The organism is Priestia sp. JV24, from assembly GCF_025910025.1.
Lineage (GTDB): Bacteria > Bacillota > Bacilli > Bacillales > Bacillaceae_H > Priestia > Priestia megaterium.
Genome location: NZ_JAPCIN010000023.1, coordinates 463706 through 486878, shown reverse-complemented (window position 1 = coordinate 486878; position 23173 = coordinate 463706). Strand labels below are relative to the sequence as shown.

The window sequence follows — 23173 nt, the reverse complement described above, 5'->3', positions numbered from 1 at the left end:
ATTAGTCCCACTTTTAGAAGGTTTTCCTTAAAATTTTGGAAGGAGGGGATCTGATGGCTGAAAAATCAGCTCAATCAAAACAACTTGATTCAGATTTAACAATTGAACAAGTAAAAGATCAATTGACCGAAATCGGAAAAAAACGTGGTGTGCTCACATACGAAGAAATTGCAGAGCGTATGGCGAACTTCGAAATTGAATCCGATCAAATGGATGAATATTATGAATACCTTGGAGAACAAGGTGTTGAAGTAATGAGTGAATCTGAAGCAAATGATGACGATGCCGATCCCGATATTCAAGAACTGTCAAAAGAAGAAGAGTTTGATTTAAATGATTTAAGTGTACCTCCTGGTGTGAAAATTAATGATCCAGTTCGTATGTACTTAAAAGAAATCGGACGCGTTGACCTATTGTCGGCAGAGGAAGAAATCAATTTAGCAAAACGTATTGAAGAAGGCGATGAAGAAGCGAAACGTCGTCTTGCTGAAGCAAACTTACGTCTTGTTGTAAGTATCGCTAAACGCTATGTCGGGCGCGGTATGCTGTTTCTTGATTTAATTCAAGAAGGAAACATGGGTCTTATTAAAGCGGTAGAAAAATTTGATTATCGCAAAGGTTATAAATTCAGTACGTATGCGACATGGTGGATTCGTCAAGCTATTACTCGTGCAATTGCTGACCAAGCAAGAACGATTCGTATTCCCGTTCATATGGTTGAAACAATTAACAAGCTAATTCGTGTTCAACGTCAGCTTCTACAAGATTTAGGTCGCGAACCATCTCCTGAAGAAATTGCAGAAGATATGGACTTAACACCTGAAAAGGTTCGTGAAATCTTAAAAATTGCTCAAGAACCGGTTTCCCTTGAAACACCAATTGGTGAGGAAGATGATTCGCATTTAGGTGACTTCATTGAAGACCAGGATGCAACATCACCTTCTGAACATGCTGCATATGAATTATTAAAAGAGCAGTTAGAAGACGTCCTTGATACGTTAACAGATCGCGAAGAAAATGTTCTTAGACTCCGCTTTGGTCTGGACGATGGACGTACGCGTACGCTTGAAGAAGTAGGAAAAGTATTTGGCGTAACGCGTGAGCGTATTCGTCAAATTGAAGCTAAAGCGCTTCGTAAGCTTCGTCACCCTAGCCGAAGCAAACGTTTAAAAGATTTCTTAGAATAGATAAAAGCGTAAATAACGCTTATGAGATAGCTTCTTTCCTAGAGGAAAGGGGCTATCTATTTTTTTTTGTGGAATAAATTTCATAAAAACGCATTTTGAAGAAGTATATTGATTTTTTTACCAACTTTTCTTCTTGCATATATTTTACTGAATTGTCCTTCGTTTTGCAAATGCTCCTTTATATTCTTTTGTTACAGAGCATAAGCTGTTCAAATTCCTTTTAAATATCTGAAAAATGGAATCGCTATCATTTTATTCTTGCTTTGATTGATACTTCTCTATTATAACATGAAAAAATTAAAACGTTTTAAAAGTTGAGAAAATTTACAAAAATGAATTATAATTAAATAATGTAAGCGTATACATTTTTTTAGGGGGAATAAAAATGAATTTTGAATTAACCAATGAACAAAAGATGATTCAACGGACGCTGAGAGAGTTTTCAGAGGCGGAAGTAGCACTGAATGCATTAGAGCGCGATCGAAGTAAGCAATTTCCGCTTGATGTTTTTAAAAAGTTAGGTGAGCTTGGGGTAATGGGTCTTCCTTTTCCTGAAGAGTATGGAGGCGGAGGAGCAGATACGGTTAGTTTTGCTATCGTCGTAGAGGAATTAAGTAAAGCTTGTGGCTCTACAGGAATTACATACTCAGCTCATGTATCGCTCGGGGGCGCACCTATTTATTTATTCGGAACAAAGGAGCAAAAAGAACAGTACCTACCTGCTTTATGCTCTGGGGAATCTTTTGGAGCGTTTGGTTTAACCGAACCGAACGCAGGAAGTGACGCGGGTGGAACAGAGACAGAAGCAGTGTTGAAGGATGGAACATTTAGGATTAATGGAAGTAAATGCTATATTACGAATGCCAGCTATGCAAAGTTTTTAGCTTTAACAGCTGTTACAAATCGTACAGAAGGTAAAAAAGAAATTTCAGCTATTATCGTGCCTACAGAAGCTCGAGGTTTTACTGTAATAGACAATTACGAGAAAATGGGCCTACATGCTTCAAATACAACTGAACTCGTTTTAGAGGATGTTGAAGTGCCTGAAGAGAATTTACTCGGTGTAAGAGGAGAAGGCTTTAAACAATTTCTAATGACGCTTGACGGGGGAAGAATTGGAATTGGCGCAATGGCCGTTGGAATCGCTCAAGCGGCTTATGAAAAAGCACTGTCATATGCGCAGGAAAGAAAGCAATTTGGAAAAGCTATTTCATCGTTTCAAGCGATTCAGTTTAAATTAGCTGATATGGCGATGAAAATTGAGTTAGCAAGAAATATGGTGTATAAAGCAGCGTGGTTAAAAGACCAAGGAAAGCCATTTACGAAAGAAGCTGCTATGTGTAAACTGTATGCTTCTGAAATTTGTATGGAAGTAGCCAGTCAAGCTGTTCAAATTCATGGAGGATATGGCTACATGAAAGAGTATCACGTGGAGCGGTATTTACGAGATGCCAAGCTTTTAGAAATTGGAGAAGGAACTTCAGAAATTCAGCGCTCGGTTATTGCAAGGCAAATTGGCTGTTAAGATACGCAATAAGAAATTAGTTAATTATGTAAATAAAACCCTTTCACTTATGAGCATTTTCAAGTAAAATAAAAGTGCTTATACTATTTTGTTATTTCTAGGGATGGGAATACATAAAGGGGGTATAGTGAGTGAAGCGAAATCCGCTAATACCATTTTTATTAATTGCGGTAATTGGGATTGCTTTAATGTTAACGCTTTCGTTCAACGGATTGAATAATGCAAAAGAAATCGCGGCTGAAAAAGAAGGCGGTGGCGCGGAACAGCAGGCTTCAGCTAAACCAGAAGAAATTTATCAAAAAACTTGTATTGGTTGTCACGGTGATCAGTATCAAGGTGGAGTAGGTCCCTCGTTAAAAGGAATTGGGAAAAAAGTTTCTCAAGACGAAATTGCACATATTGTTGTAAACGGTAAAGGAAACATGCCGCCTGGGCTGGTTCCTCCGGAAAAAGCGAAGGAAATGGCTAAATGGGTATCAGAAATTAAATAGAGTTCAGAAACATGATTTTCTGGAAAGCCGCTCATTTATAAAGCAGGCTTTTTTTTTGTGTGATTTTTTATAAGCATTCAGCTAGAAGGAAAACATGAAGAGAAATAGGAATCATGCATCTATCTATGTTAAAATAATGAACAGTAATCACATAGAGAATAGGTGACAAAATGAATGAATTAAACTTATCAACAAGACTTGAAGAAGTAGTAAAGTCGATTCCTTTGGGAGCAAAGATAGCAGACATTGGCTCAGATCATGCATACTTGCCGTGTTTTGCTTATTTAAATGGATATATTAGCGGTGCCGTAGCAGGAGAAATTACAGAAGGGCCTCTTCAATCTGCTATTCAGCAGGTGGAAAAAACAAGCTTAACGGACGTTATTGACGTTCGAAAAGGAAACGGCCTAGAAGTAATATCACCGAATGAAGTAGACTGTATTACAATCTGCGGAATGGGCGGAACGCTTATTACGATGATTTTAGAAGAAGGAAAAGCAAAGTTAGAAGGAGTAAAAAGGCTTGTACTTCAGCCGAATATTGGTTCACATCATATTCGCAGCTGGCTGATTGAACACAACTGGGAAATCATTGATGAAAAAATCATCGAAGAAGACGGTCGTATGTATGAAGTCATCGTCGCTGAACCTGGAAACGCCTTAGCTCCTTATAACGGTGAAGTGGAAGCCGGTGTGTTAATGGGCCCTATTTTAAAAGAAAAGCGCTCTTCTGCTTTTATGACAAAGTGGACGCATGAACTAAATCATCTTAAACAAATTGTCAGCCAAATGGAGCAGGCTCAGTCCGAGGAAAGTAAAGCAAAACTTCAAAAACTTACCCAAGACATCTCATTAATTGAGGAGGCGTTAAAATGAGTAAAATCCCTAACGGATTTCAAGTAATTGAAGCATTTGAATCATTTTCTCCCAAGCATTTAGCGGTTGAAGGAGATAAAATTGGTTTACAGATTGGAACGTTAAACAAGCCTGTAAAAAAAGTAATGGTAACATTAGATGTTCTTGAAACGGTCGTAGACGAAGCGATTGAAAAACAAGTGGATTTGATTATTGCTCATCATCCTCCTATTTTTAGACCTCTAAAACAAGTGGTTACAGATCGTCCTGACGGTCGTATTTTAGAGAAATGCATCAAACATGATATTGCTGTATATGCTGCTCATACAAACTTAGATATAGCTAAAGGCGGAGTAAATGACTTGTTGGCCGAAGCATTGGGGCTACAAGAGACAAAAGTGCTGGTTCCAACAACGTCTATTCAGCTGAAAAAGCTTGCTGTATTTGTTCCTTCAAATCATACTGAAGCAGTGCGCACAGCTATTTGTGATGCGGGAGCTGGACATGTGGGTCTTTACAGCGACTGTACGTTTTCAACTGAAGGGGAAGGCACGTTTAAACCTTCTTCAGAAGCCAATCCATACATTGGCTTGAAAGGAGAGTTAGAACGTGTAAATGAAACAAAAGTTGAAACTATTTTTGAAGCGGGTCAGCAAAATAAAATTATTCGTGCCATGCTCAGTGCTCATCCTTACGAAGAAGTAGCCTATGACATTTATCCAGTGGAGCAAACGGGCGAGACGCTTGGACTTGGACGAATTGGCAAGTTAAAAGAAGAGATGACGCTAAAACAGTTTGCCGCTCATGTTAAACAAGCATTGGACGTGGATGGTGTTAGAGTAGTAGGGTCTATGGATGCCGCGGTGAAAAAAGTAGCTGTTCTTGGCGGAGATGGAAACAAATATATTACAAACGCAAAATTTAGCGGAGCAGATGCCTATGTAACAGGCGATTTGTATTTCCACGTTGCTCATGATGCAATGGCAATGGGATTAAACGTTGTAGATCCTGGTCATCATGTTGAAAAAGTCATGAGACAAGGTGTAACGCGTGTATTAACAAGTCTTTTTGATGCGAAAAACTTTGAGTGTGAAGTATTTGATTCAAAAGTAGACACAAACCCATTTACGTTTATGTAACAAAGAAAGAAGGTGTTGACAAATGTCAACACCTTCTTTTGTGTCTATTAAGACGATTTTTTTGTTCGAACTTTTGGTAAAATCTTTGAAAGAGGCACGCTTTTTTCACGTGTCCACGTTGTTTCATCTTCTGGATCGAACTGATCTAGAAAATTGATGACCTCTTTTGTAATTGGAGTAGGGGTAGATGCGCCTGCCGTAACAGCTACCGTTTTCGCATTCATCAACCATTCAACCTGCAGCTCTGAGATGTCACCGATACGATATGCCTCAGTGCCGGCAATCTCCATTGATACTTGAGCTAAACGGTTTGAATTGTTACTTTTAGGATCTCCTACAACAATTGTAACATCTGCTTCACCTGCTTGCTCGGCTACAGCTTCTTGGCGAACTTGTGTAGCTAAACAAATTTCCTTGTGAACTTCAGCGTGCGGATATTTTTCTTTTACCTTTTCCATTACTTCTGCAACGTCCCACTGACTCATTGTTGTCTGATTTGTTACAATGATTTTCTCACGTTGAATATTTAAATGGGCTACGTCTTCTGCTTTTTCAATTAAATGAACGATATCTGGCGCGATACCAAGTGCACCTTCTGGCTCAGGATGATTTCGTTTTCCGATATAAATAACGTCATAACCTTCTTTTTCTTTTTGGCGAATAAGGTCATGGGTTTTTGTAACATCCGGACATGTAGCATCGATTGTTGTTAAGCCTTTTTCTTTTGCTCGTTCTTTTACTTCTGGAGATACTCCGTGCGCAGTAAAAATAACGGTTCCTTCATTTATTTGGTCTAAGATTTCCAGGCGATTAGCACCGTCCAGTGTGATAATGCCGTCCTCTTCAAACGCATCTGTAACGTGTTTATTATGAACAATCATTCCTAAGATATAGATTGGTCGAGGCAATGATTTATCTAAAGCGGCGTTTCGTGCAATGACCATTGCGTCTACTACACCATAACAATAGCCGCGCGGTGCAATTTTAATAACTTTCATTTCACTTTCCTCCTCATCATAATCCTGACGAGCAATTCAACTCGCTTCTATTATATAAAAGAGGAAGGAAGAATACAAAGATATTCTTTTTTTGCTCACTGTATTTCCTTAAGGAATCAGCAGATTTATCAAATATAAAGTTTTGGTTTAGACACCCGATCTCTGGATGAATGTTCAATTTCTTCTTCAAAGAAATCCAGCTCATCATCGGATGAATCCGTGCTTTCTGCGCCTGCTGATAAAACCTTACTATCTTTACTTTCATCAGTTTCAGAAACCTCTGTTCCTTCTGCTTCGAGTACTTCATCTGTGTTATCACTTGAGCGCAAGGCCTGATAGATTTTCCACAGAGAAGGAGCATTTTTGACAAGAGGTCCGTATTGTTGAATCATAGGTCCCATCGTTTCCGCTGCTTTTAGTACTCGCTGAACATTTCCCATCATGGAGCTCAAGTTAGCAGGGTTCGTTAATCCTTGCAAACCTCCAAGCAGGGAAGAAGAGTTAGTCGCTCCTGCAGCACCTTGGGCTCCTGAAAGGCCAGAAAACAAAGAACCTCGAGGAGCAGCTGCAGCCGCTTGTTGAAATGGTATGTTTCTATTTCCGCCTCTTCGGAATAGGCGAGTTAAGAAGTTACCTCCTCCACGGTTCAGGCCTTGCTGATTCGGGTAAAATGATTGTTGAGCATTTGTTTGCTGGGCAAAGTTACGAAACTGCTGTAATGGATTAAATTGGCTAAAGTTACCAGGGTGTTGCCCAAAGCCGTTTTGTGGTGGCATTCCTGGCATCATTCTTCTTTGCATACCGGGTGGAAATGGTGGTCTTCGCTGTAGCAAAGGACGCACCTCCTTTAGTAAAGTAGATTTTCTTTTACTATCGTATGCAACTCGCGATAAAATGTTTTTGAAACAGGTAATAAGTTTTAGTAATATGAATGAGAAGTAGTCACAGAAGGAAAAATCGATTATAATCATATATTGTGCCTTAAAAGATGAACGTGAATGTAAAAAAGGAGACTATTATGGAAAAAACAAACTTTGAACGTTTTGAGTTTCAACCATTTTTAATAGAAGCAATTAAACAATTAGGTTTTTATCAGCCTACAGAGATTCAGGAGCGCTTAATTCCTTCCGTTTTAAAAGGGGAAAGTGTAATTGGTCAGTCGCAAACAGGGACCGGCAAAACACACGCTTATTTATTACCTTTACTTGAAAAGGTAGACCCTAAAAAAGAAGAAGTACAAGTTGTAATCACCGCTCCAACTCGTGAGCTTGCTTCTCAAATTTATCAAGAAGTATTAAAGCTAACAAAACACAGTGCTGAAGGAGAAGAAATTTCAGCAAAATGTTTTATCGGCGGTACAGATAAGCAGCGTACAATCGATAAATTAAAGAAGCAGCCTCAAGTTGTTGTAGGAACACCGGCTCGTTTGTTTGATTTAGTAAATGAAAAAGCGTTAGTTGTGTATACAACAAAGGCGTTAGTAGTAGACGAAGCTGATTTAATGCTTGATATGGGATTTTTAGAAGATGTGGACCGTTTGGCAAGCAATATGCCTGAAAAATTACAGATGCTTGTTTTTTCAGCAACTATTCCTGAAAAATTAAAGCCATTCTTAAAAAAATACATGGAAAATCCAAAATTTACGCATGTTTCGCCGAAGCAAGCAGCAGCAGCTAAATTAGAGCATGTATTAGTTCCACTGCGTCATCGTAACAAGTTTAAGCTACTGCATGATATGCTTATTTCTTATAATCCTTATTTAGCTATCGTCTTTACAAATACAAAGAAAATGGCGGACGAAGTAGCAGATGACCTACTGTCTAAAGGATTAAAAGTAGGAAGAATTCACGGAGACTTATCTCCTCGTGACCGTAAGAAAATGATGAAGCAAATTAATAATTTAGAATTTCAATACGTAGTAGCGACAGATTTAGCAGCTCGCGGTATTGATATTGAAGGAATTTCACACGTCATTAACTTTGAGCTTCCTTCAGATCTAGATTTCTACATTCACCGCGTAGGACGTACAGCTCGTGCCGGTCATTCTGGAATTGCTGCTACAATCTTCGATGTGGAAGATGAAGATGCAGTAAATAAGCTAGAGAAAATGGGAATCGAGTTTGTAAACAAAGATCTTCAAAAGCAAGAATGGGTTTCCATCGATGACCGTAACCGCCGTAAAAAGCGTGTGAAGAAAGCGGATGAAGTGGGAGAAGAGGCACATCGCTTTATTCAAAAGCCGAAGAAAGTAAAGCCTGGCTACAAGAAAAAACGTGCTCGTGAAATTACAAAGTATGTGCAAAAGAAAAAGCGTAGTGAAAGACGCAACAATCGTTAATCGCAATAGGTTAGAGGTGTAAAAAGGAATGTTGAAAATTGGTTCTCATGTATCAATGAGCGGCAAAAAGATGCTTTTAGGAGCAAGTGAAGAGGCAGCTTCTTACGGAGCAAATACGTTTATGATCTATACAGGCGCTCCACAAAATACTCGTCGCAAAAAGATTGAAGAGCTTAATATTGAAGCTGGTCTTTTGCATATGAAAGAGTATGGAATGACAGATATTGTTGTACATGCTCCCTATATCATTAATCTAGGAAATACAACAAAGCCCGAAACATTTGAGCTTGGAGTAGATTTCTTAACGTCTGAAATTCAGCGCACCCATGCTCTTGGCGCAAAGCAAATTGTTCTTCACCCAGGAGCTCATGTCGGCGCTGGAGCAGATGCCGGTATTCAGCAAATTATCAAAGGTCTAAACGAAGTGTTGACAGCTGATCAAGAAGTTCAAATTGCGCTTGAGACAATGGCTGGAAAAGGAACAGAGTGTGGAAGAAGCTTTGAAGAAATTGCCCAGATTATTGATGGCGTGACGCACAATGAAAAGCTCTCTGTTTGTTTTGACACATGTCACGTTCATGACGCTGGTTATGATATCGTTCAAGACTTTGACGGTGTATTAAATGAATTTGACAAAACCGTAGGAATACAGCGAATTAAAGTGCTTCACATCAATGATAGTAAAAATGTACGCGGTGCTCGAAAAGACCGCCATGAAAACATTGGATTTGGTGAAATCGGATTTGGTGCACTGAATTATATTGTTCATCACCCAGCGTTTAAAGAAGTTCCTAAAATTCTAGAAACTCCTTATGTAGGAGAAGATAAGAAAAATAAAAAAGCGCCATATCAGTTGGAAATTGATATGATTCGTGCACAAAGCTTTGATTCAGAGCTAAAACAAAAGCTTATGTAATTTCATATGTGATTGAAAGAGGTCATGTCTATAGACATGACCTCTTCTTTTACATTAACTGCTGAAATAATTCGTTCACTCGTCTGGCAGTTTCACGATCTGTTACTTGAGCAATTTGTTTGATTAAATTTCGGCGCTCTTCAAGGTTATAAATATTTACGGGCTGCTGTCTAATGACGGATACAAGTGTGTGTGCCTGCTGATCTGTAATGGGGATGTTGTATTGTTTGCTATACTTTAAAAGCTCTTTCGGGGTAATGTTGTTTACTTTCTTATTGACAATCTGCTGTACAATTTTCATATGATTACCTCCTCGTCATATACAGTTTATGAATAAAAAAGAAAGATGTGACTATATTGTGTAATAAAACAACATTTCGAGCCGGATGAACTTACGGAGGCAAGAAAGCGAAGGAGTGAAACGGCTTAGTTTACAAATAAAAGACAATCCTGTATACTACATTAATGACTAAATCGTAATGATTCTGAGAAAGTAAATGGGTAACGGAGTATACGATAGAAACCGTGCCCTCTTTTGTATGGAGAAATATAAAAAAAGAATGGTGAGGCGCATATGAATACACCTGATATCATTGAAATCGATCATTTATCATTTCAATATGATGGAGTAAATGTATTAGAAGATATAAGTTTTTCAATTCCAAAAGGAGCTTTTTTGGGTCTCGTTGGGCCAAATGGGTCTGGGAAATCAACGCTAATCAAATGTTTGCTTGGTTTGCAAAAACCATCTCAAGGTGCAATTCGTTTATTTGGAAAAGATCAGAGAAGGTTTAAAGAACGAAGTAAAATTGGATATGTATCGCAAAAAGCGAATAGTTTCAACAGCGGCTTTCCTGCTACCGTTTTTGAAGTGGTTTCCACGGGTCTTACTTCAAAATTAGGTTTGTTTCGCTTTATGAATGCTTCTCATAAACAAAAAGTGAAAGAAGCGGTAGAAGCAGTGGGGATGAGCGAATTTTTAAATCGAAACATAGGAGAACTATCCGGTGGCCAGCAGCAGCGAATTTTTATTGCGCGCGCGCTTGTCAGCGAACCCGAGCTGTTAATTTTAGATGAGCCAACAGTCGGAGTGGATGCACAAAATGTGTACACTTTTTATGAGCTTCTTGAAAAGTTAAATAAAGAAAAAGGAATTACGCTTGTGCTTGTTACTCACGATATTGGCACTGTCTCAGAAAAAGTAACCCACGTTGCTTGTTTAAATAAATTTCTACACTTTCATGGGAATGCCAAAGAATTCGAACAGCTTTGTGAACATGACGTATCTATGTTTTATGGTCATAATGTTCATGTGTTAACCCATGATCATCATCATGGAGGGCAGCACGTATGATAAGCAGTTTATTTCAATTTGAGTTTTTACGAAATGCATTTTTAACCGGTATGATTATTGGCGTCTTAGCTCCTTTATTGGGCACGTTCATCGTAGTAAGACGTCTTTCTTTAATTGCAGACGCGTTAAGTCACGTGACGCTAGCGGGGATTTCTGCGAGCTTGCTTCTTAGTCAGAAAATAGGGTTTATGCAAGGAGTGAACCCCGTCTATTTAGGGATGGTATCTTCCGTTACAGGCGCTCTTTTTATTGAAAAACTTCGAAGCGTCTACAAGCATTATCAAGAGCTGGCCATTCCGATTATTTTATCGGGCGGAATTGGTATTAGTGCAATTTGTATCTCGCTGGCGGACGGTTTTAATAATGATTTAATGAACTATTTGTTTGGAAGCGTAAGTGCGGTGAGTCGTTCGGATCTTTGGACAGTTATTGTCATAGCCGTATTTGTTATAGCTATTGTCTTTTTCTTATATAAAGAATTGTTTATTTTATCTTTTGACGAAGAGCACGCTTCTGCTTCTGGGATTAAATCGAAGTGGATGCACTTTTTATTTATTGTGATGGTTGCTCTTGTCATTGCTGTATCGATGCGTATCGTCGGTATTTTATTAGTGTCATCTCTTATGACTCTTCCTGTAGCAGCAAGCATTCGCTTAGCTAGGGGCTTTAAACAAACGATTCTGCTTTCGGTGATTTTTGGTGAAATATCTGTTTTAGGCGGATTATTTTCAGCGTACTACTTGGATTTAGCACCAGGCGGTACAATTGTTGTCATTGCTGTTGTTATTTTAATCATATCTATTATGATTAATAAAGGACGGAAGGGGAAACAAAAATGAATTTAACTGAAGCCATTCATTTATTAAAAGATCAAGGATATAAACATACAGGAAAGCGTGAAGAAATGCTTGCCTTGTTTTCAAAATCAAATAAGTACTTAACGGCAAAAGATGTATTGGAATATATGAAGCCTGATTATCCCGGTCTGAGTTTTGATACAATTTACCGTAATTTATCATTGTTTGTGGAGTTAGGCGTACTTGAAATGACGGAGCTTTCGAGCGAAAAGCACTTTCGATTTAAATGTGCAACCGCCCATCATCATCACCACTTCATTTGTTTAGATTGTGGAAAAACAAAAGAAATTGAAGCTTGTCCGATGGAGCATGTAGACGAGGATTTGCGAGGATACAATATTACAGGCCATAAATTTGAAATTTACGGTCAATGTATAGAATGTAATCAATAAAAAAGAGAGGGCGTTATGCACCTCTCTTTTTTATTTTTGCTGTTCTTTTAACCAGCTGGCTACCCACTGATCTGCTTCTAGCCAATTGTATACGCGAACCACTCCTTTTGGAACAGGTAAGCGATTATAAGGAGTATCAAATAAGATAACGGGGATATTGCATTCTTCACTGATTTCACAAGCATTATCATGTTTGTCTTCAAAAAAGATATCAACATCATATCGTTTTGCTGTTTCAACTTTAAAATGAGAACCGACTAACTCAATGTGATGAAACGATAGTTCATTTTTTTGAAACCATTCTTCCGTGACGTCCAATAGCTTATCGTGCCTTGCACTAATAAAGAATAATTCGTGCTTTTGATGCCATTTTTGCAAAACAGCTTTTGCATCGTCTGCAAGTGGAGAGGTTTCGTAAATAGAGCGTTCATTTGCTTTAAACCATTTCCCGAGTTCTGCAGGTGATACATTTACAAAAGGGCTGAAATCATATTCTGTAATGTCTTCAAGTGTTAAATTTAAGTTAAAGGCTTTATTTAAATGAGGAACAAAAGTTTCAGGAGAAGTAACAGTTCCATCAATGTCAATTCCAAACTTTTTCGTCAACTACGTGCACTCCTTTAATACGTTTATTCTACTTAGGTGCTTGACTATTCTTGTCTAGTGTAACATAAAGCCCAAAGAGAAACAGTAATACTTTTTATACGCCTTTGGCAAAGCGTAATGATCACTGCATAGCCTGGTGATATTGCGTCTGTACCTATTTCTTGTAAGAGAGTGAGCGGCTGTATAAGATTGACACTTATAATTTTTTCTCGCATTCAGATACTATAAATGCTCCTTATTTACGAAAGCGAGGGATTAAGCATGGAGAATGAAGAACAAAGGCGTAGAAAAGATGTATATGAAGCTGATTTCATGGAAGAAACTGCAGCTGAAGTGGGCGTTCCTTACCGAGTAGGAGAGCCTCATGCAGAGCGTGAAGTTATAGATATTGATCGCAATCGCAATCATGAAGTCGCTGGGCGAGGAGAAGGAACGGGATACGGTCGTTTCGCACTCGTGCTTTCGATTCTTTCACTATTCTTTTTACCAATTATTCTTGGTGCCGCTGGGATTATTCTAGGGTTTATCGCACGCAGAAAAGGAGCACTTACGCTAGGAGCATGGGCAATAGGGATCGGAGTTGTATCGATTATTGTCGGTACGTTTATATTACCGTTCTTTTCATAAAAAAAAGCGAGGCGCATATGCGCCTCGCTTTTTTTAGTTATGATTTAGCTGCAGCTTTTTCAGCTTCTTGCTTTGCGTGATATTCAGCAGCAATTTTATCAATTTCTTTTTTTAGTTCCTCAACCATTGTTTCTTCAGGAACTTTGCGTACGATTTCGCCTTTGCGGAATAGTAGACCTTCACCGCGTGCTCCCGCAATCCCGATATCAGCTTCACGAGCTTCACCAGGACCGTTTACAGCGCAGCCAAGTACCGCTACTTTAATCGGTGCTTTTACAGTTGAAATATACTCTTCAACTTCATTAGCAATGCTAATTAAATCAATTTCAATACGTCCGCAAGTTGGGCAAGAAATAAGCGTTGCGGCATTGGAAGCTAAACCAAATGATTTTAGTAATTCGCGCGCAACTTTTACTTCTTCTACAGGATCCGCACTTAAAGAAATACGTAATGTATTTCCGATTCCTTTAGATAAAATAGCGCCAAGCCCTGCTGCACTTTTTACAGTTCCTGCAAATAATGTACCCGATTCTGTAATTCCTAAGTGAAGAGGGTAGTCAAATGCTTGAGCAGCTTTTTCATAAGCTTCAATTGCCAAGTTAACATCCGATGCTTTCATTGAAACGATGATGTCATGGAAATCAAGGTCTTCTAAAATTTTAATGTGATGAAGTGCACTTTCTACCATGCCATCTGCTGTCGGATAGCCGTATTTATCTAAAATACGTTTTTCAAGTGAACCAGCGTTAACTCCAATACGAATTGGAATATTTTTAGCTTTTGCAGCATTTACAACAGCTTCCACTTTTTCACGGCGACCGATATTACCAGGGTTGATACGGATTTTATCCGCTCCGCCTTCAATTGCTTTTAATGCTAAGCGGTAGTCAAAATGAATATCCACAACTAATGGAATGTTAATGCGTTTTTTAATTTCAGGGATTGCATCTGCTGCGCGCTCGTCTGGACAAGCAACACGAACAACTTGGCATCCTGCTTCTTCTAAACGTTTAATTTCTGCAACCGTTGCTTCAACATCATGTGTCTTAGTGGTTGTCATACTTTGAATAACTAACTCGTTGCTGCCTCCGATTGTTAAATCTCCAACTTTAACGGGGCGTGTTTTTGTACGATGTATAATTTCACTCACGTGATAATCTCTCCTTCAAAATGAAATCAAGAATTTGAATTCATTAATAGAATAACTCTTTATGAACAAAATAACTAGTAGAAAGTGCTACCTTAGCTATTTTAACAATGACTATCCCATCTTGACAAGAAGAATGCTGTCATTACTTGTAAATAGGGAACTTATACGTTTTTCCAATTTGAATATCCTCAGGCGCTGTACCGTTATTTAACTTTTTGAAGTCTGTAATCATTTGGTTCATAGAAACCGGTATCGATTTTTTTGTAAGCTCCTCAATGATGGACAAAACTGTATCGCCTGGCTTAATTTTTATTTTTGTATAGGTGGAAGAAGAGCTGGCGGCTTTTGTTTCTGCAGGCTGCGCTTTGCTGACTTGAACTGCTTCAGTAGCAGTGGGAATGGTCCCGTATTTAATGTCGTAGTGACAAATATATCCGATAAAAGCGAAAGCGGCTAATGCACATAGCTTTTTCATTATGCTCCTCCTTCATTCTTTTGCTTATGTGTAAAGCCTATGCTTGTCTTACTTAAATATGATTGGAGAACGAAAATTGAAAGAAAAATTAATGATTGTTTCATTAGGCTTATTGCCTTTAATCATGGTGCTGGGAAATTCCATGCTCATTCCTCTGCTGCCAAGCATTCAAAAGTCACTTCACTTAAGCGGAGTTCAAACCAGTTTGATACTGAGTGCATTTTCGATTCCAGCTGCATTGTGTATCCCTGCCGTAGGGATTTTATCAGACCGGTATGGGCGTAAAAAGTTAATCATATATTCACTCGTCATGATGATAATAGGTAGTGTCATCGCTGCTAGTAGTGCTTCATTCTCTTCTGGAAGCTTTGCTGTGTTGATGGCAGGCAGAGTCATTCAAGGGATTGGAGCTGCAGGTACTACAACGTTGGCAATGGCATTAACTGGAGATGTATTTACAGGGGAAAAAAGAGCAAAAGTCCTCGGGATTTTAGAAGTGTATAACGGAGTTGGAAAAGTGGTTGCGCCGATAATTGGAGCATCGGTAGCACTCGTCGTATGGTATGCCGCGTTTTTTGTCTATCCTTTAGCTGCAGGTGCTGCTTTAGTAGGTATAGTGCTGTATGTGAGAGAAGGGAAAACAGGTTCGGATTCAGTATCTGTTCAAGAATATTTAAAGAGAGCCAATGGGATTGTCTATAATAAAAGAAAATCGCTTTTTCCTTTATTCTTTGTCGGGGGATTGGGGTTGTTTTTATTATTTGGTATTTTATATTATTTATCTTTTCTAATAGAGGAAACGTATCATATAGACGGTTTTTTTAAAGGAACCGCTTTTTTATTTCCTCTTGGTGCGATGACGCTCGTTTCTTATTGGACCGGTCAACGCATCAAAACAGATGTAGAGCTCATGAAAAAATTAATGATAGTAGGGATAACTCTTTTATTCCTGATGTTTGGAGTATTAACGATTATTTATACGCTTCCTGTTCTGATGTTTTGTTTGACAGTCGCCTTTGGCGGCTTAGGATTTGTTCTTCCGTGTATTAATATGATGATTACTTCAGCGGCTTCAGACGAAGAAAGAGGGTTTATTGTATCCATTTATGGAACGGTGAGATTTTTAGGAGTAGCGTTGGGACCTGTTGTTTTTGAAGTGTGGATGCATGCTGAAAGGCTGATGTTTGTTTACAGCTTTATTCTGCTCACAGCAGGAGGTTTGTGGGTTTTGTATCAGTTGAAAATTCTTCCTTGTGCAATGGGAAGAAAAAAAGTTGTACCGAAATAAAGAGGCTGAGACTTAACTAAATCACTCCAATCACCAGCTAGAAGCAGCCGCATACATGAAACCTGCGTTCACCATATCAATAAAAAAATCCAAAAGAGGTGGATTCTCTATCAAGAATCTAGATTCCTCGTTTGGATTCTCCTTCAACTAAAATACGTTTGTCCCAGCATCTTTATTAGGTTTTACCTTTCTTCTTATAGGAACCCTTGTGACGAGCAACAAGTAAATGAAGAATGTTCCTATCCAGTAAAGAGAGCTATGTAGTGCTAGAGACAAAGAAAAAGCTTCAAAAAGCGTATAAAGCAGTGTGAAGGCTACCGTACTATAAGCGCTCAGTGCCCATAGCTGCTTGAAAGGAAGCTGCTTTTTAGCAATGAGTGCAATCAGCTTTCCAAGATAAGCAAGGCAGGTAATAGAAAGGAAGTTTAGTCCAGATGTTAATACGTACAGTAAAAGCATAGCGATAGGGACAAGTATGTATAAAGAAAATTTTTGTTCGTGCAGCAAGTTTAACAGTTCATTTTTATCTTTATGATGCCAGTTTAGCAACTCATATGAATACGTTTGTGTTTGTGAATTAGTCGTGATGTAAATTCCATCCTTTAAAAAACCAATGGCATGAGCAGGGGAATGAAATCGTTCAATAGACTGTGAGGGGTTTAAGATAAAAGCGGTACCGTTTACTTTTTTTGTGAAAGGTTGACTTGACGTAAGCTGTGAGTTTGAAATAGAAAAAGAAGAAACAGATTTCGGAAGATCTGTAGTAGCGATATGATAGCCGTTTACAATCGTCAAAGTCATAAAGAAAAATGTAGGCAGCAAAGAAATAAATGTTAGAAACAGCACAAAACCAATTGTTTTATTCGTATGCTCAAAGCGAAGCGACCTTATTTTTTTGAAGGAAATAAAACTCCATGCCATCTTTTTCAGCATGCTCATTGTAAAGCCTCCTCTTATTGAAGATTCTTATTATACCTTATTTTATAGCGAAAATTTAAGGTTTACAATAGATTTTAGAAACCGTTACCAATTACAATGATGCGGTGGAGCGTTATGTTACAAGCACATTTTATGCGTATATGTACAGGTTTTGCCGTCATTGTTTTTTTTGATATTACGGGCGCCTTGAGGACCGTGCTGTTAATATTGCAGAGGTACACTCGAAAATTATTATTTGAAGAGGTATTCGAAAGTGAAATAAAGGAAGTACTCGTCGTGCAAGGTCTTTCTTTATAGGAGTGGTTATTGTATGATAAATAGTAATAATAAAAAGGATAGGTGCGGGCATGGCTATTTTATGTTGGGTATTAATTATCGTTAGCTTTGTTGTATCGTTTGTTGGGTTGGTTTATCCCATTATCCCGAGCGTGCTATTTGTAGCTCTAGGATTTGTTATATACGGTTTATTTTATGATTTTAGCTCCTATAGCTGGTTATTTTGGGTGGTACAAGGATTGTTAGTTGTCGCACTTTTTTTAGCAGACTATATAGCTAATATTATTGGTGTGAAAAAATTCGGAGGCACTAAAGCAGGTGTTTGGGGAAGTACAGTTGGGCTGCTTGTAGGTCCGTTTGTCATTCCGGGATTTGGAATTATTTTAGGGCCGTTTATCGGAGCGATTGTAGGAGAACTGATTGTTCATCGGACTACAATTAGCAACGCAGTAAAAATTGGAGTAGGTTCGGTTATTGGCTTTTTTAGTGGTGCTATTTCAAAAGGATTTATTCAACTGCTGATGATTGCCTATTTTTTATACGCTGTTTTAAAATAATATATTGACTTTAGACTAGAAACATGTTAAATTTTTAATGTCGCTAGTAAATGTTATATTGTTCCACAGTAGCTCAGTGGTAGAGCTATCGGCTGTTAACCGATCGGTCGTAGGTTCGAGTCCTACCTGTGGAGCCATGGCGGTGTAGCTCAGCTGGCTAGAGCGTACGGTTCATACCCGTGAGGTCGGGGGTTCGATCCCCTCCGCCGCTATTTTCCAATTTACGTTTGTGACTTACATAATTCATATTGTTCCACAGTAGCTCAGTGGTAGAGCTATCGGCTGTTAACCGATCGGTCGTAGGTTCGAGTCCTACCTGTGGAGCCATGTGGACCCTTAGCTCAGCTGGTTAGAGCAGACGGCTCATAACCGTCCGGTCGCAGGTTCGAGTCCTGCAGGGTCCACCATTTATAAGGTTGGAGGAATACCCAAGTCCGGCTGAAGGGATCGGTCTTGAAAACCGACAGGGGTGTTAAAGCCCGCGGGGGTTCGAATCCCTCTTCCTCCGCCATACTATCGTCTATTCAAAGCTTCTTTTGAGAAAAAGAAGCTTTTTTTATGTTTAAAAGAATAGCGAATGGGAATTAGGTAAATATAAATCATGGATTAGGAACTTTTTATTTGAAACAGTAGGGTAAATTTGCTAATCTAAACGTATATGGTGCTTTCGCGCCAAAATGCTTACATATTTTGAAGGAGGAATTATTCATGGCTTACAAATTACCAGAACTACCTTATGCATACGATGCACTGGAACCACATATCGACAAAGAAACAATGAATATTCACCACACAAAACATCACAACACATATGTTACAAATCTAAACGCTGCTGTTGAAGGCAAAGGGGATTTAGAAAGCAAAAGTATTGAAGAGTTAATTTCAAACTTAGATGCTGTTCCTGAAGATATCCGTACAGCAGTACGCAATAACGGTGGCGGTCATGCGAACCACTCATTATTTTGGACAATCCTTTGCCCTAACGGCGGCGGTGCTCCAACTGGTGAATTAGCAGACGCTATCGCTAGCAAATTCGGCAGCTTTGATCAATTCAAAGAAGAATTTGCAAATGCAGCTAAAACTCGCTTCGGTTCTGGCTGGGCTTGGTTAGTTGTAAACAACGGCGATTTAGAAGTAACAAGCACACCAAACCAAGATAGCCCATTAATGGAAGGTAAAACGCCAATTCTTGGTCTAGACGTTTGGGAGCACGCTTACTACTTAAATTACCAAAACCGCCGTCCAGATTACATTTCAGCATTCTTTAATGTTGTAAAATGGGACGAAGTTGCTAAGCGTTACGACGCTGCAAAATAAGCTAAAGACGTATTTAAGAGCCAGTAAAGTAATTATTACCTTTACTGGCTTTTTTGTTTTCCAATTCTTTTACATATCTCCTTTTCTTTTTCACACACTAGGTGTAGAAGAGAAAAGGAGTTTTTTGATATGCCTTTATTAAAAAAAGTAGTTGGAGATGTAGAAGTTAGTAAAGATTTACTTTTGCTTTTAATTATAGGCGGTCTTTATGCCTTGGCTATTTCAATTTCCAATTCGTTTGTTAACATTTATCTGTGGAAACAATCAGGCGAATTTTCGGATCTCGCTATTTATAATTTAGCGGTAGTGGTGCTTCAGCCGCTTACGTTTATTTTAGCAGGTAAATGGGCCAAACGAATTGACCGGGTTGTGGTTTTAAGGTTAGGTGTATCTTTTTTAGCTGTTTTTTATATCGCTGTATTAGTCAGTGGAGCTAACGCAGCCGAGTATTTAGTATTGCTTGGTGGGCTGCTGGGTATAGGATACGGCTTTTATTGGCTAGCTTTTAATGTGCTAACTTTTGAAATTACAGAACCGGATACAAGAGACTTTTTTAACGGATTTTTAGGGATCTTAAACTCTTTTGCAGGGATGATTGGTCCTTTAGGAGCGGGCTTTGTTATTTCCGCTTTGTATGAATCACTTGGGTATAAAATTGTGTTTGGTGTATCGCTGCTATTGTTTATCGGTGCCGTTGTGCTTAGTTTTTTTATTACAAGACGCGCAGCGGAAGGAGTATACAAATTTAAAGAGGTATGGGCTGAACGAAAAGTCAATAAAGACTGGAATCGAATATTGCAGGCTCATTTCTTTCAAGGGTTGCGTGAAGGTACGTTCATTTTTGTTGTATCCGTCATGGTATTTATTACGACGGGAAGTGAATTAGCTTTAGGAACATATGGACTGGTAAATTCAGCGGTTGCATTTGTGGGATACTATGTTGCCTCAAGGTTTATTAAGCAAAAAAATCGCCTTCGGTTTATCTTCACAGGGGGCCTCCTTCTCTATGGAGCAGTCTTTTTGCTTATCTTTAACTTATCGTATCCAAAGTTAATTATATATGCTGTTTGTATTGCCATTGCCTATCCTATTTTATTGGTTCCATTCATTTCTCTAACGTACGATGTGATTGGACGAGCAAAAGACGTTGTTTCAAAAAGAATTGAATACATTGTTGTCAGAGAAGTATTTCTGAATATCGGGCGCGTCGTTTCTATATCTTTATTTTTAATAGCTGTACTATTTTTTGATGAAGCAAAAAGTATTCCCATTTTATTAGCTATTGTTGGAGCAGGGCATACGATCATTTATTTTTGTGTGAGACATATCTCACAGCCTCTGCACAAAAAAGAAACGACTGTTACTCCTCCGGTATTAAATGAAGGAGACGGAGAGTCTCCAGCTTAGAGTGTTGTCAGCTCCTTCATTTGTACTATGGAAAATGCTTCGCTTTTCTTTTAGAATAAATACGTTGTGTAAATAGGCACCTGCCAGGTGTCTATTTATTTGCTAAATGGCTGATTTTATGGTGTTATGGTATATATGTTTTATAAAGTGTAGGTGTTGGTATGAAAAAGAAAAAAAGAAGAAAAAGTCACGTGCCTTTTCGTGTGAACTTACTTTTCTTGACCGTATTTGCCCTATTTTCCGTATTAATTTTGCGGTTGGGACTTGTTCAAATTGTATACGGTGAGAATTACGAACGAGAAGTGGAAAAAACACAGGACGTTACGGTCAGTACGCCTGTTCCTCGAGGGAAAATGTACGATCGTTATAACCGCGTAATTGTAGATAATACCTCTTTAAATACGATTACATATACTCGTTTTCAAGGAAATACAGCTGAAGAAAGGCTGCGCATCGCTAAAAAGTTAGCCACTATGATCGATGTTCCTTACACCACAAATGTGATTGATATTCCGGAAAATAAAAAGAATAAAGATGCTAAAAATGTGGTAAAAATTACAGAACGCGATATGAAGGATTATTGGATTATGATTCACCCTAAAGAAGCGGAACAGAAAATTACGCAAGCTGATCGCAAAAAAGTTCAAGATGGTGAAATGACTGATGACGAACTGTATCAACGTCAGTTAGACCGCATCTCTAAAAAAGATTTAGAAAGTCTAAAGAGTGATTTAGAAGTTCTCGCTATTAAGCGCCAAATGGAGGCAGGTTACTCTAACACCCCGCAAATTGTTAAGAGCGGTGTGACAAATGAAGAGTATGCCGTTGTAAGTGAACACTTAGATGAACTTCCAGGTGTTGATACAACAACGTATTGGGATCGCTCATACCCAGAAAACAGTACTCTTCGTACTTTGCTTGGAAATGTATCATCTGCCAACGAAGGACTGCCTAAAGATAAAGTACAGTATTACTTGTCAAGAGGCTATAGCCGAAATGACCAAGTTGGGACGAGCTATTTAGAGAAGCAATACGAAGCTCAGCTCAGCGGTCAAAAAGAAAAAGTCCAATATGTAACAGATAAAAAAGGAAATCTCCTTGATACAATTCAAGTGTCTAAAGGTGAACGCGGCAGTGATTTGGTTTTAACTATTGATATGGAGCTTCAAAAAGCGGTAGAAAAGCAAATTACGGACCAGCTTTTAGCCAAAAAGCAAATGAAAGGAACGCAATTTTTAGACCGTGCTTTTGTTATTATGATGGATCCTCACACAGGAGAAATTTTAACAATGGCAGGTAAAAAATACACCATTGATAAGAAGACTGGAGCGCCTAAAATAGAAGATTTTGCATTAGGAAATATTTCAACATCTTATACAATGGGCTCTGTTGTAAAAGGAGCAACGGTTTTAGCCGGCTTAGATTCAGGAGCTATTAAGCCAAACACAGTGTTCGTTGATGAACCGTTAAAAATTAAAGGAACACCGGTTAAAAAATCAGCTGAGGCCGAAGGGTTAGGACCCTTAACGTATTCATCTGCGTTAAAATATTCATCCAACGTATTTATGTTTAAAACGGTAATGGCTATGGCTGGGTTACAGTATCATAAAAACATGACTTTACCGATTAAACCTGATACATTCAGCGAACTGCGTTCTTACTACAGTCAGTTCGGCTTAGGCGTATCAACAGGCATAGACCTTGATAACGAATCAACAGGTGTCCAAGGTGGAAGCGATGTTCCAGGTACGGCGCTTGATTTAGGAATTGGTCAGTATGATACGTACACGCCGCTGCAGCTTGTTCAATATACTTCTGCAATAGCTAATGGAGGGTATCGTATTAAGCCGCAGCTAGTAAAAGAAATCCGAAAACCAACGATTAAAACCGATGAAATTGGCGGTACGCAGCATTCATTTGAACCTGATGTGTTAAATCGTATTACGATGAAAGAACAATACATTAAAGATGTTCAAAGTGGTTTTAAGCGCGTTACGCAAGAACAAGGCGGTACAGGATATGCAGCTTTCCATACAGCGAACTATAATCCTGCTGGTAAATCAGGAACGGCACAAGCCTATGAGAAAAATCCTAGGGGAGGGGACCCTATTAAAGTTAATAATTCAAACTTTGTGGCCTTTGCTCCGGCAAATAATCCTGAAATTGCAGTAGCTGTGGTGGTACCATCGGCATTTGTGCCAAGTGCACCAAATACCATTACAAAAGAGCTTGCTCGTTCTGCGCTCGATACGTATTTTGATTTAAAGAAAAAAGGTGAACAAGAAGTAAAAGATCAAGAAGAGAACCAACAGGCTGTCATTGCAAACGACGCCAATTAAAGAGGCTGGGACAAAAGCATATTAGTTGAAGTAAGATCCGAACAAAGTTGATTAAGAATCAACTTTGTTCGGATCTTTTATTTATAGGATGAAAGTAGATTTCGTGTATGTAGGTGCTTTTAGCGGTTGATTGGAGGGCAA

The 23173-nt window shown here is 38.7% G+C and carries 23 protein-coding genes and 5 tRNA genes; 21 read left to right on the top strand and 7 right to left on the bottom strand.

Annotation, left to right across the window (positions count from 1 at the left end; translation table 11 throughout):
• Positions 1-53 precede the first annotated feature (53 nt).
• From rpoD to OK414_RS23780, 5 genes are all read left to right on the top strand, one after another.
• The gene (rpoD, locus tag OK414_RS23800) at positions 54-1187 is read left to right on the top strand and encodes an RNA polymerase sigma factor RpoD (RefSeq protein ID WP_013059219.1); all 1134 of its coding nucleotides are present in this window, start codon (positions 54-56) and stop codon (positions 1185-1187) included.
• A gap of 385 nt (positions 1188-1572) precedes the next feature.
• Complete coding sequence (locus tag OK414_RS23795; RefSeq protein ID WP_263045107.1) at positions 1573-2712, top strand: acyl-CoA dehydrogenase family protein; 1140 nt, start codon at positions 1573-1575, stop codon at positions 2710-2712.
• A gap of 131 nt (positions 2713-2843) precedes the next feature.
• A complete protein-coding gene (gene cccA, locus OK414_RS23790) occupies positions 2844-3203 on the top strand; it encodes a cytochrome c550 (protein WP_034648875.1) in 360 nt (119 codons plus the stop codon).
• Positions 3204-3373: 170 nt separating this feature from the next.
• Entirely contained in the window at positions 3374-4078 is a 705-nt protein-coding gene (locus OK414_RS23785) for a tRNA (adenine(22)-N(1))-methyltransferase (protein ID WP_128819619.1), read from the top strand.
• The gene (locus OK414_RS23780) at positions 4075-5196 is read left to right on the top strand and encodes a Nif3-like dinuclear metal center hexameric protein (protein WP_263045106.1); all 1122 of its coding nucleotides are present in this window, start codon (positions 4075-4077) and stop codon (positions 5194-5196) included. The genes OK414_RS23785 and OK414_RS23780 overlap by 4 nt, the downstream gene beginning before the upstream one ends.
• A 47-nt stretch (positions 5197-5243) precedes the next feature.
• Here OK414_RS23780 and OK414_RS23775 read toward each other — a convergent pair whose 3' ends face one another.
• Both OK414_RS23775 and OK414_RS23770 read right to left on the bottom strand, forming a co-directional pair.
• The gene (locus OK414_RS23775) at positions 5244-6194 is read right to left on the bottom strand and encodes a 4-hydroxy-3-methylbut-2-enyl diphosphate reductase (protein ID WP_016765582.1); all 951 of its coding nucleotides are present in this window, start codon (positions 6192-6194) and stop codon (positions 5244-5246) included.
• A 128-nt stretch (positions 6195-6322) separates the two neighbouring features.
• Positions 6323-7036 carry a YqfQ family protein gene (locus OK414_RS23770; protein ID WP_234943173.1) on the bottom strand — a complete coding sequence of 238 codons (714 nt, stop codon included), beginning with the start codon at positions 7034-7036 and terminating at the stop codon, positions 6323-6325.
• Positions 7037-7212: 176 nt separating this feature from the next.
• On the opposite strand from OK414_RS23770, the gene OK414_RS23765 reads away from it, so the two are divergent.
• Positions 7213-8532 (top strand): DEAD/DEAH box helicase, encoded by a 1320-nt coding sequence (locus OK414_RS23765; protein ID WP_013059212.1) that lies wholly within the window; start codon positions 7213-7215, stop codon positions 8530-8532.
• 28 nt (positions 8533-8560) lie between these two features.
• Positions 8561-9448, top strand: a complete 888-nt coding sequence (locus OK414_RS23760; RefSeq protein WP_034648887.1) for a deoxyribonuclease IV — start codon at positions 8561-8563, stop codon at positions 9446-9448.
• 49 nt (positions 9449-9497) lie between these two features.
• Here OK414_RS23760 and OK414_RS23755 read toward each other — a convergent pair whose 3' ends face one another.
• Complete coding sequence (locus OK414_RS23755) at positions 9498-9749, bottom strand: DUF2624 domain-containing protein (RefSeq protein WP_013059210.1); 252 nt, start codon at positions 9747-9749, stop codon at positions 9498-9500.
• Between the two features lie 273 nt (positions 9750-10022).
• Here OK414_RS23755 and OK414_RS23750 point away from each other — a divergent pair, with 273 nt between their 5' ends.
• From OK414_RS23750 to OK414_RS23740, 3 genes are read left to right on the top strand one after another with little or no spacing between them, the layout of a single operon-like run.
• Positions 10023-10802, top strand: a complete 780-nt coding sequence (locus OK414_RS23750) for a metal ABC transporter ATP-binding protein (protein ID WP_013059209.1) — start codon at positions 10023-10025, stop codon at positions 10800-10802.
• Positions 10799-11641, top strand: a complete 843-nt coding sequence (locus tag OK414_RS23745; protein WP_047932605.1) for a metal ABC transporter permease — start codon at positions 10799-10801, stop codon at positions 11639-11641. Before OK414_RS23750 ends, OK414_RS23745 begins: the two co-directional genes overlap by 4 nt.
• Positions 11638-12051 (top strand): Fur family transcriptional regulator, encoded by a 414-nt coding sequence (locus OK414_RS23740; protein WP_034648891.1) that lies wholly within the window; start codon positions 11638-11640, stop codon positions 12049-12051. The genes OK414_RS23745 and OK414_RS23740 overlap by 4 nt, the downstream gene beginning before the upstream one ends.
• Positions 12052-12081: 30 nt before the next feature.
• Here OK414_RS23740 and OK414_RS23735 read toward each other — a convergent pair whose 3' ends face one another.
• Complete coding sequence (locus OK414_RS23735; protein WP_013085038.1) at positions 12082-12657, bottom strand: 5' nucleotidase, NT5C type; 576 nt, start codon at positions 12655-12657, stop codon at positions 12082-12084.
• A 261-nt stretch (positions 12658-12918) separates the two neighbouring features.
• On the opposite strand from OK414_RS23735, the gene OK414_RS23730 reads away from it, so the two are divergent.
• On the top strand, positions 12919-13284 hold the full coding sequence (locus OK414_RS23730) for a hypothetical protein (RefSeq protein ID WP_013059205.1): 366 nt from the start codon (positions 12919-12921) through the stop codon (positions 13282-13284).
• A gap of 37 nt (positions 13285-13321) precedes the next feature.
• Here OK414_RS23730 and ispG read toward each other — a convergent pair whose 3' ends face one another.
• Entirely contained in the window at positions 13322-14425 is a 1104-nt protein-coding gene (gene ispG / locus OK414_RS23725; protein ID WP_201763664.1) for a flavodoxin-dependent (E)-4-hydroxy-3-methylbut-2-enyl-diphosphate synthase, read from the bottom strand.
• A gap of 151 nt (positions 14426-14576) precedes the next feature.
• Positions 14577-14909, bottom strand: a complete 333-nt coding sequence (locus tag OK414_RS23720) for a hypothetical protein (protein ID WP_034648895.1) — start codon at positions 14907-14909, stop codon at positions 14577-14579.
• 76 nt (positions 14910-14985) lie between these two features.
• Here OK414_RS23720 and OK414_RS23715 point away from each other — a divergent pair, with 76 nt between their 5' ends.
• Entirely contained in the window at positions 14986-16197 is a 1212-nt protein-coding gene (locus OK414_RS23715) for an MFS transporter (RefSeq protein ID WP_034648898.1), read from the top strand.
• A 147-nt stretch (positions 16198-16344) separates the two neighbouring features.
• Here OK414_RS23715 and OK414_RS23710 read toward each other — a convergent pair whose 3' ends face one another.
• On the bottom strand, positions 16345-17136 hold the full coding sequence (locus tag OK414_RS23710) for a DUF1189 domain-containing protein (RefSeq protein WP_034648900.1): 792 nt from the start codon (positions 17134-17136) through the stop codon (positions 16345-16347).
• Between the two features lie 347 nt (positions 17137-17483).
• Here OK414_RS23710 and OK414_RS23705 point away from each other — a divergent pair, with 347 nt between their 5' ends.
• The 9 genes from OK414_RS23705 to OK414_RS23665 all read left to right on the top strand — a co-directional run bounded on the left by OK414_RS23705 (position 17484) and on the right by OK414_RS23665 (position 23032).
• Positions 17484-17969, top strand: coding sequence for a DUF456 domain-containing protein (locus OK414_RS23705; protein WP_034648904.1), 486 nt, complete (start codon positions 17484-17486; stop codon positions 17967-17969).
• Between the two features lie 62 nt (positions 17970-18031).
• Positions 18032-18106 (top strand) — tRNA-Asn (locus OK414_RS23700).
• 1 nt (position 18107) lies between these two features.
• Positions 18108-18181, top strand: a tRNA-Met gene (locus OK414_RS23695).
• A gap of 40 nt (positions 18182-18221) precedes the next feature.
• Positions 18222-18296, top strand: a tRNA-Asn gene (locus OK414_RS23690).
• A gap of 3 nt (positions 18297-18299) precedes the next feature.
• A tRNA-Ile gene (locus OK414_RS23685) sits at positions 18300-18376 on the top strand.
• A gap of 11 nt (positions 18377-18387) precedes the next feature.
• Positions 18388-18480 (top strand) — tRNA-Ser (locus OK414_RS23680).
• A 197-nt stretch (positions 18481-18677) separates the two neighbouring features.
• Positions 18678-19286 carry a superoxide dismutase SodA gene (sodA, locus tag OK414_RS23675; RefSeq protein ID WP_034648906.1) on the top strand — a complete coding sequence of 203 codons (609 nt, stop codon included), beginning with the start codon at positions 18678-18680 and terminating at the stop codon, positions 19284-19286.
• Positions 19287-19415: 129 nt separating this feature from the next.
• Entirely contained in the window at positions 19416-20693 is a 1278-nt protein-coding gene (locus OK414_RS23670; protein ID WP_013059197.1) for an MFS transporter, read from the top strand.
• A gap of 161 nt (positions 20694-20854) precedes the next feature.
• Positions 20855-23032 (top strand): peptidoglycan D,D-transpeptidase FtsI family protein, encoded by a 2178-nt coding sequence (locus OK414_RS23665; protein ID WP_205661954.1) that lies wholly within the window; start codon positions 20855-20857, stop codon positions 23030-23032.
• Positions 23033-23173 lie beyond the last annotated feature (141 nt).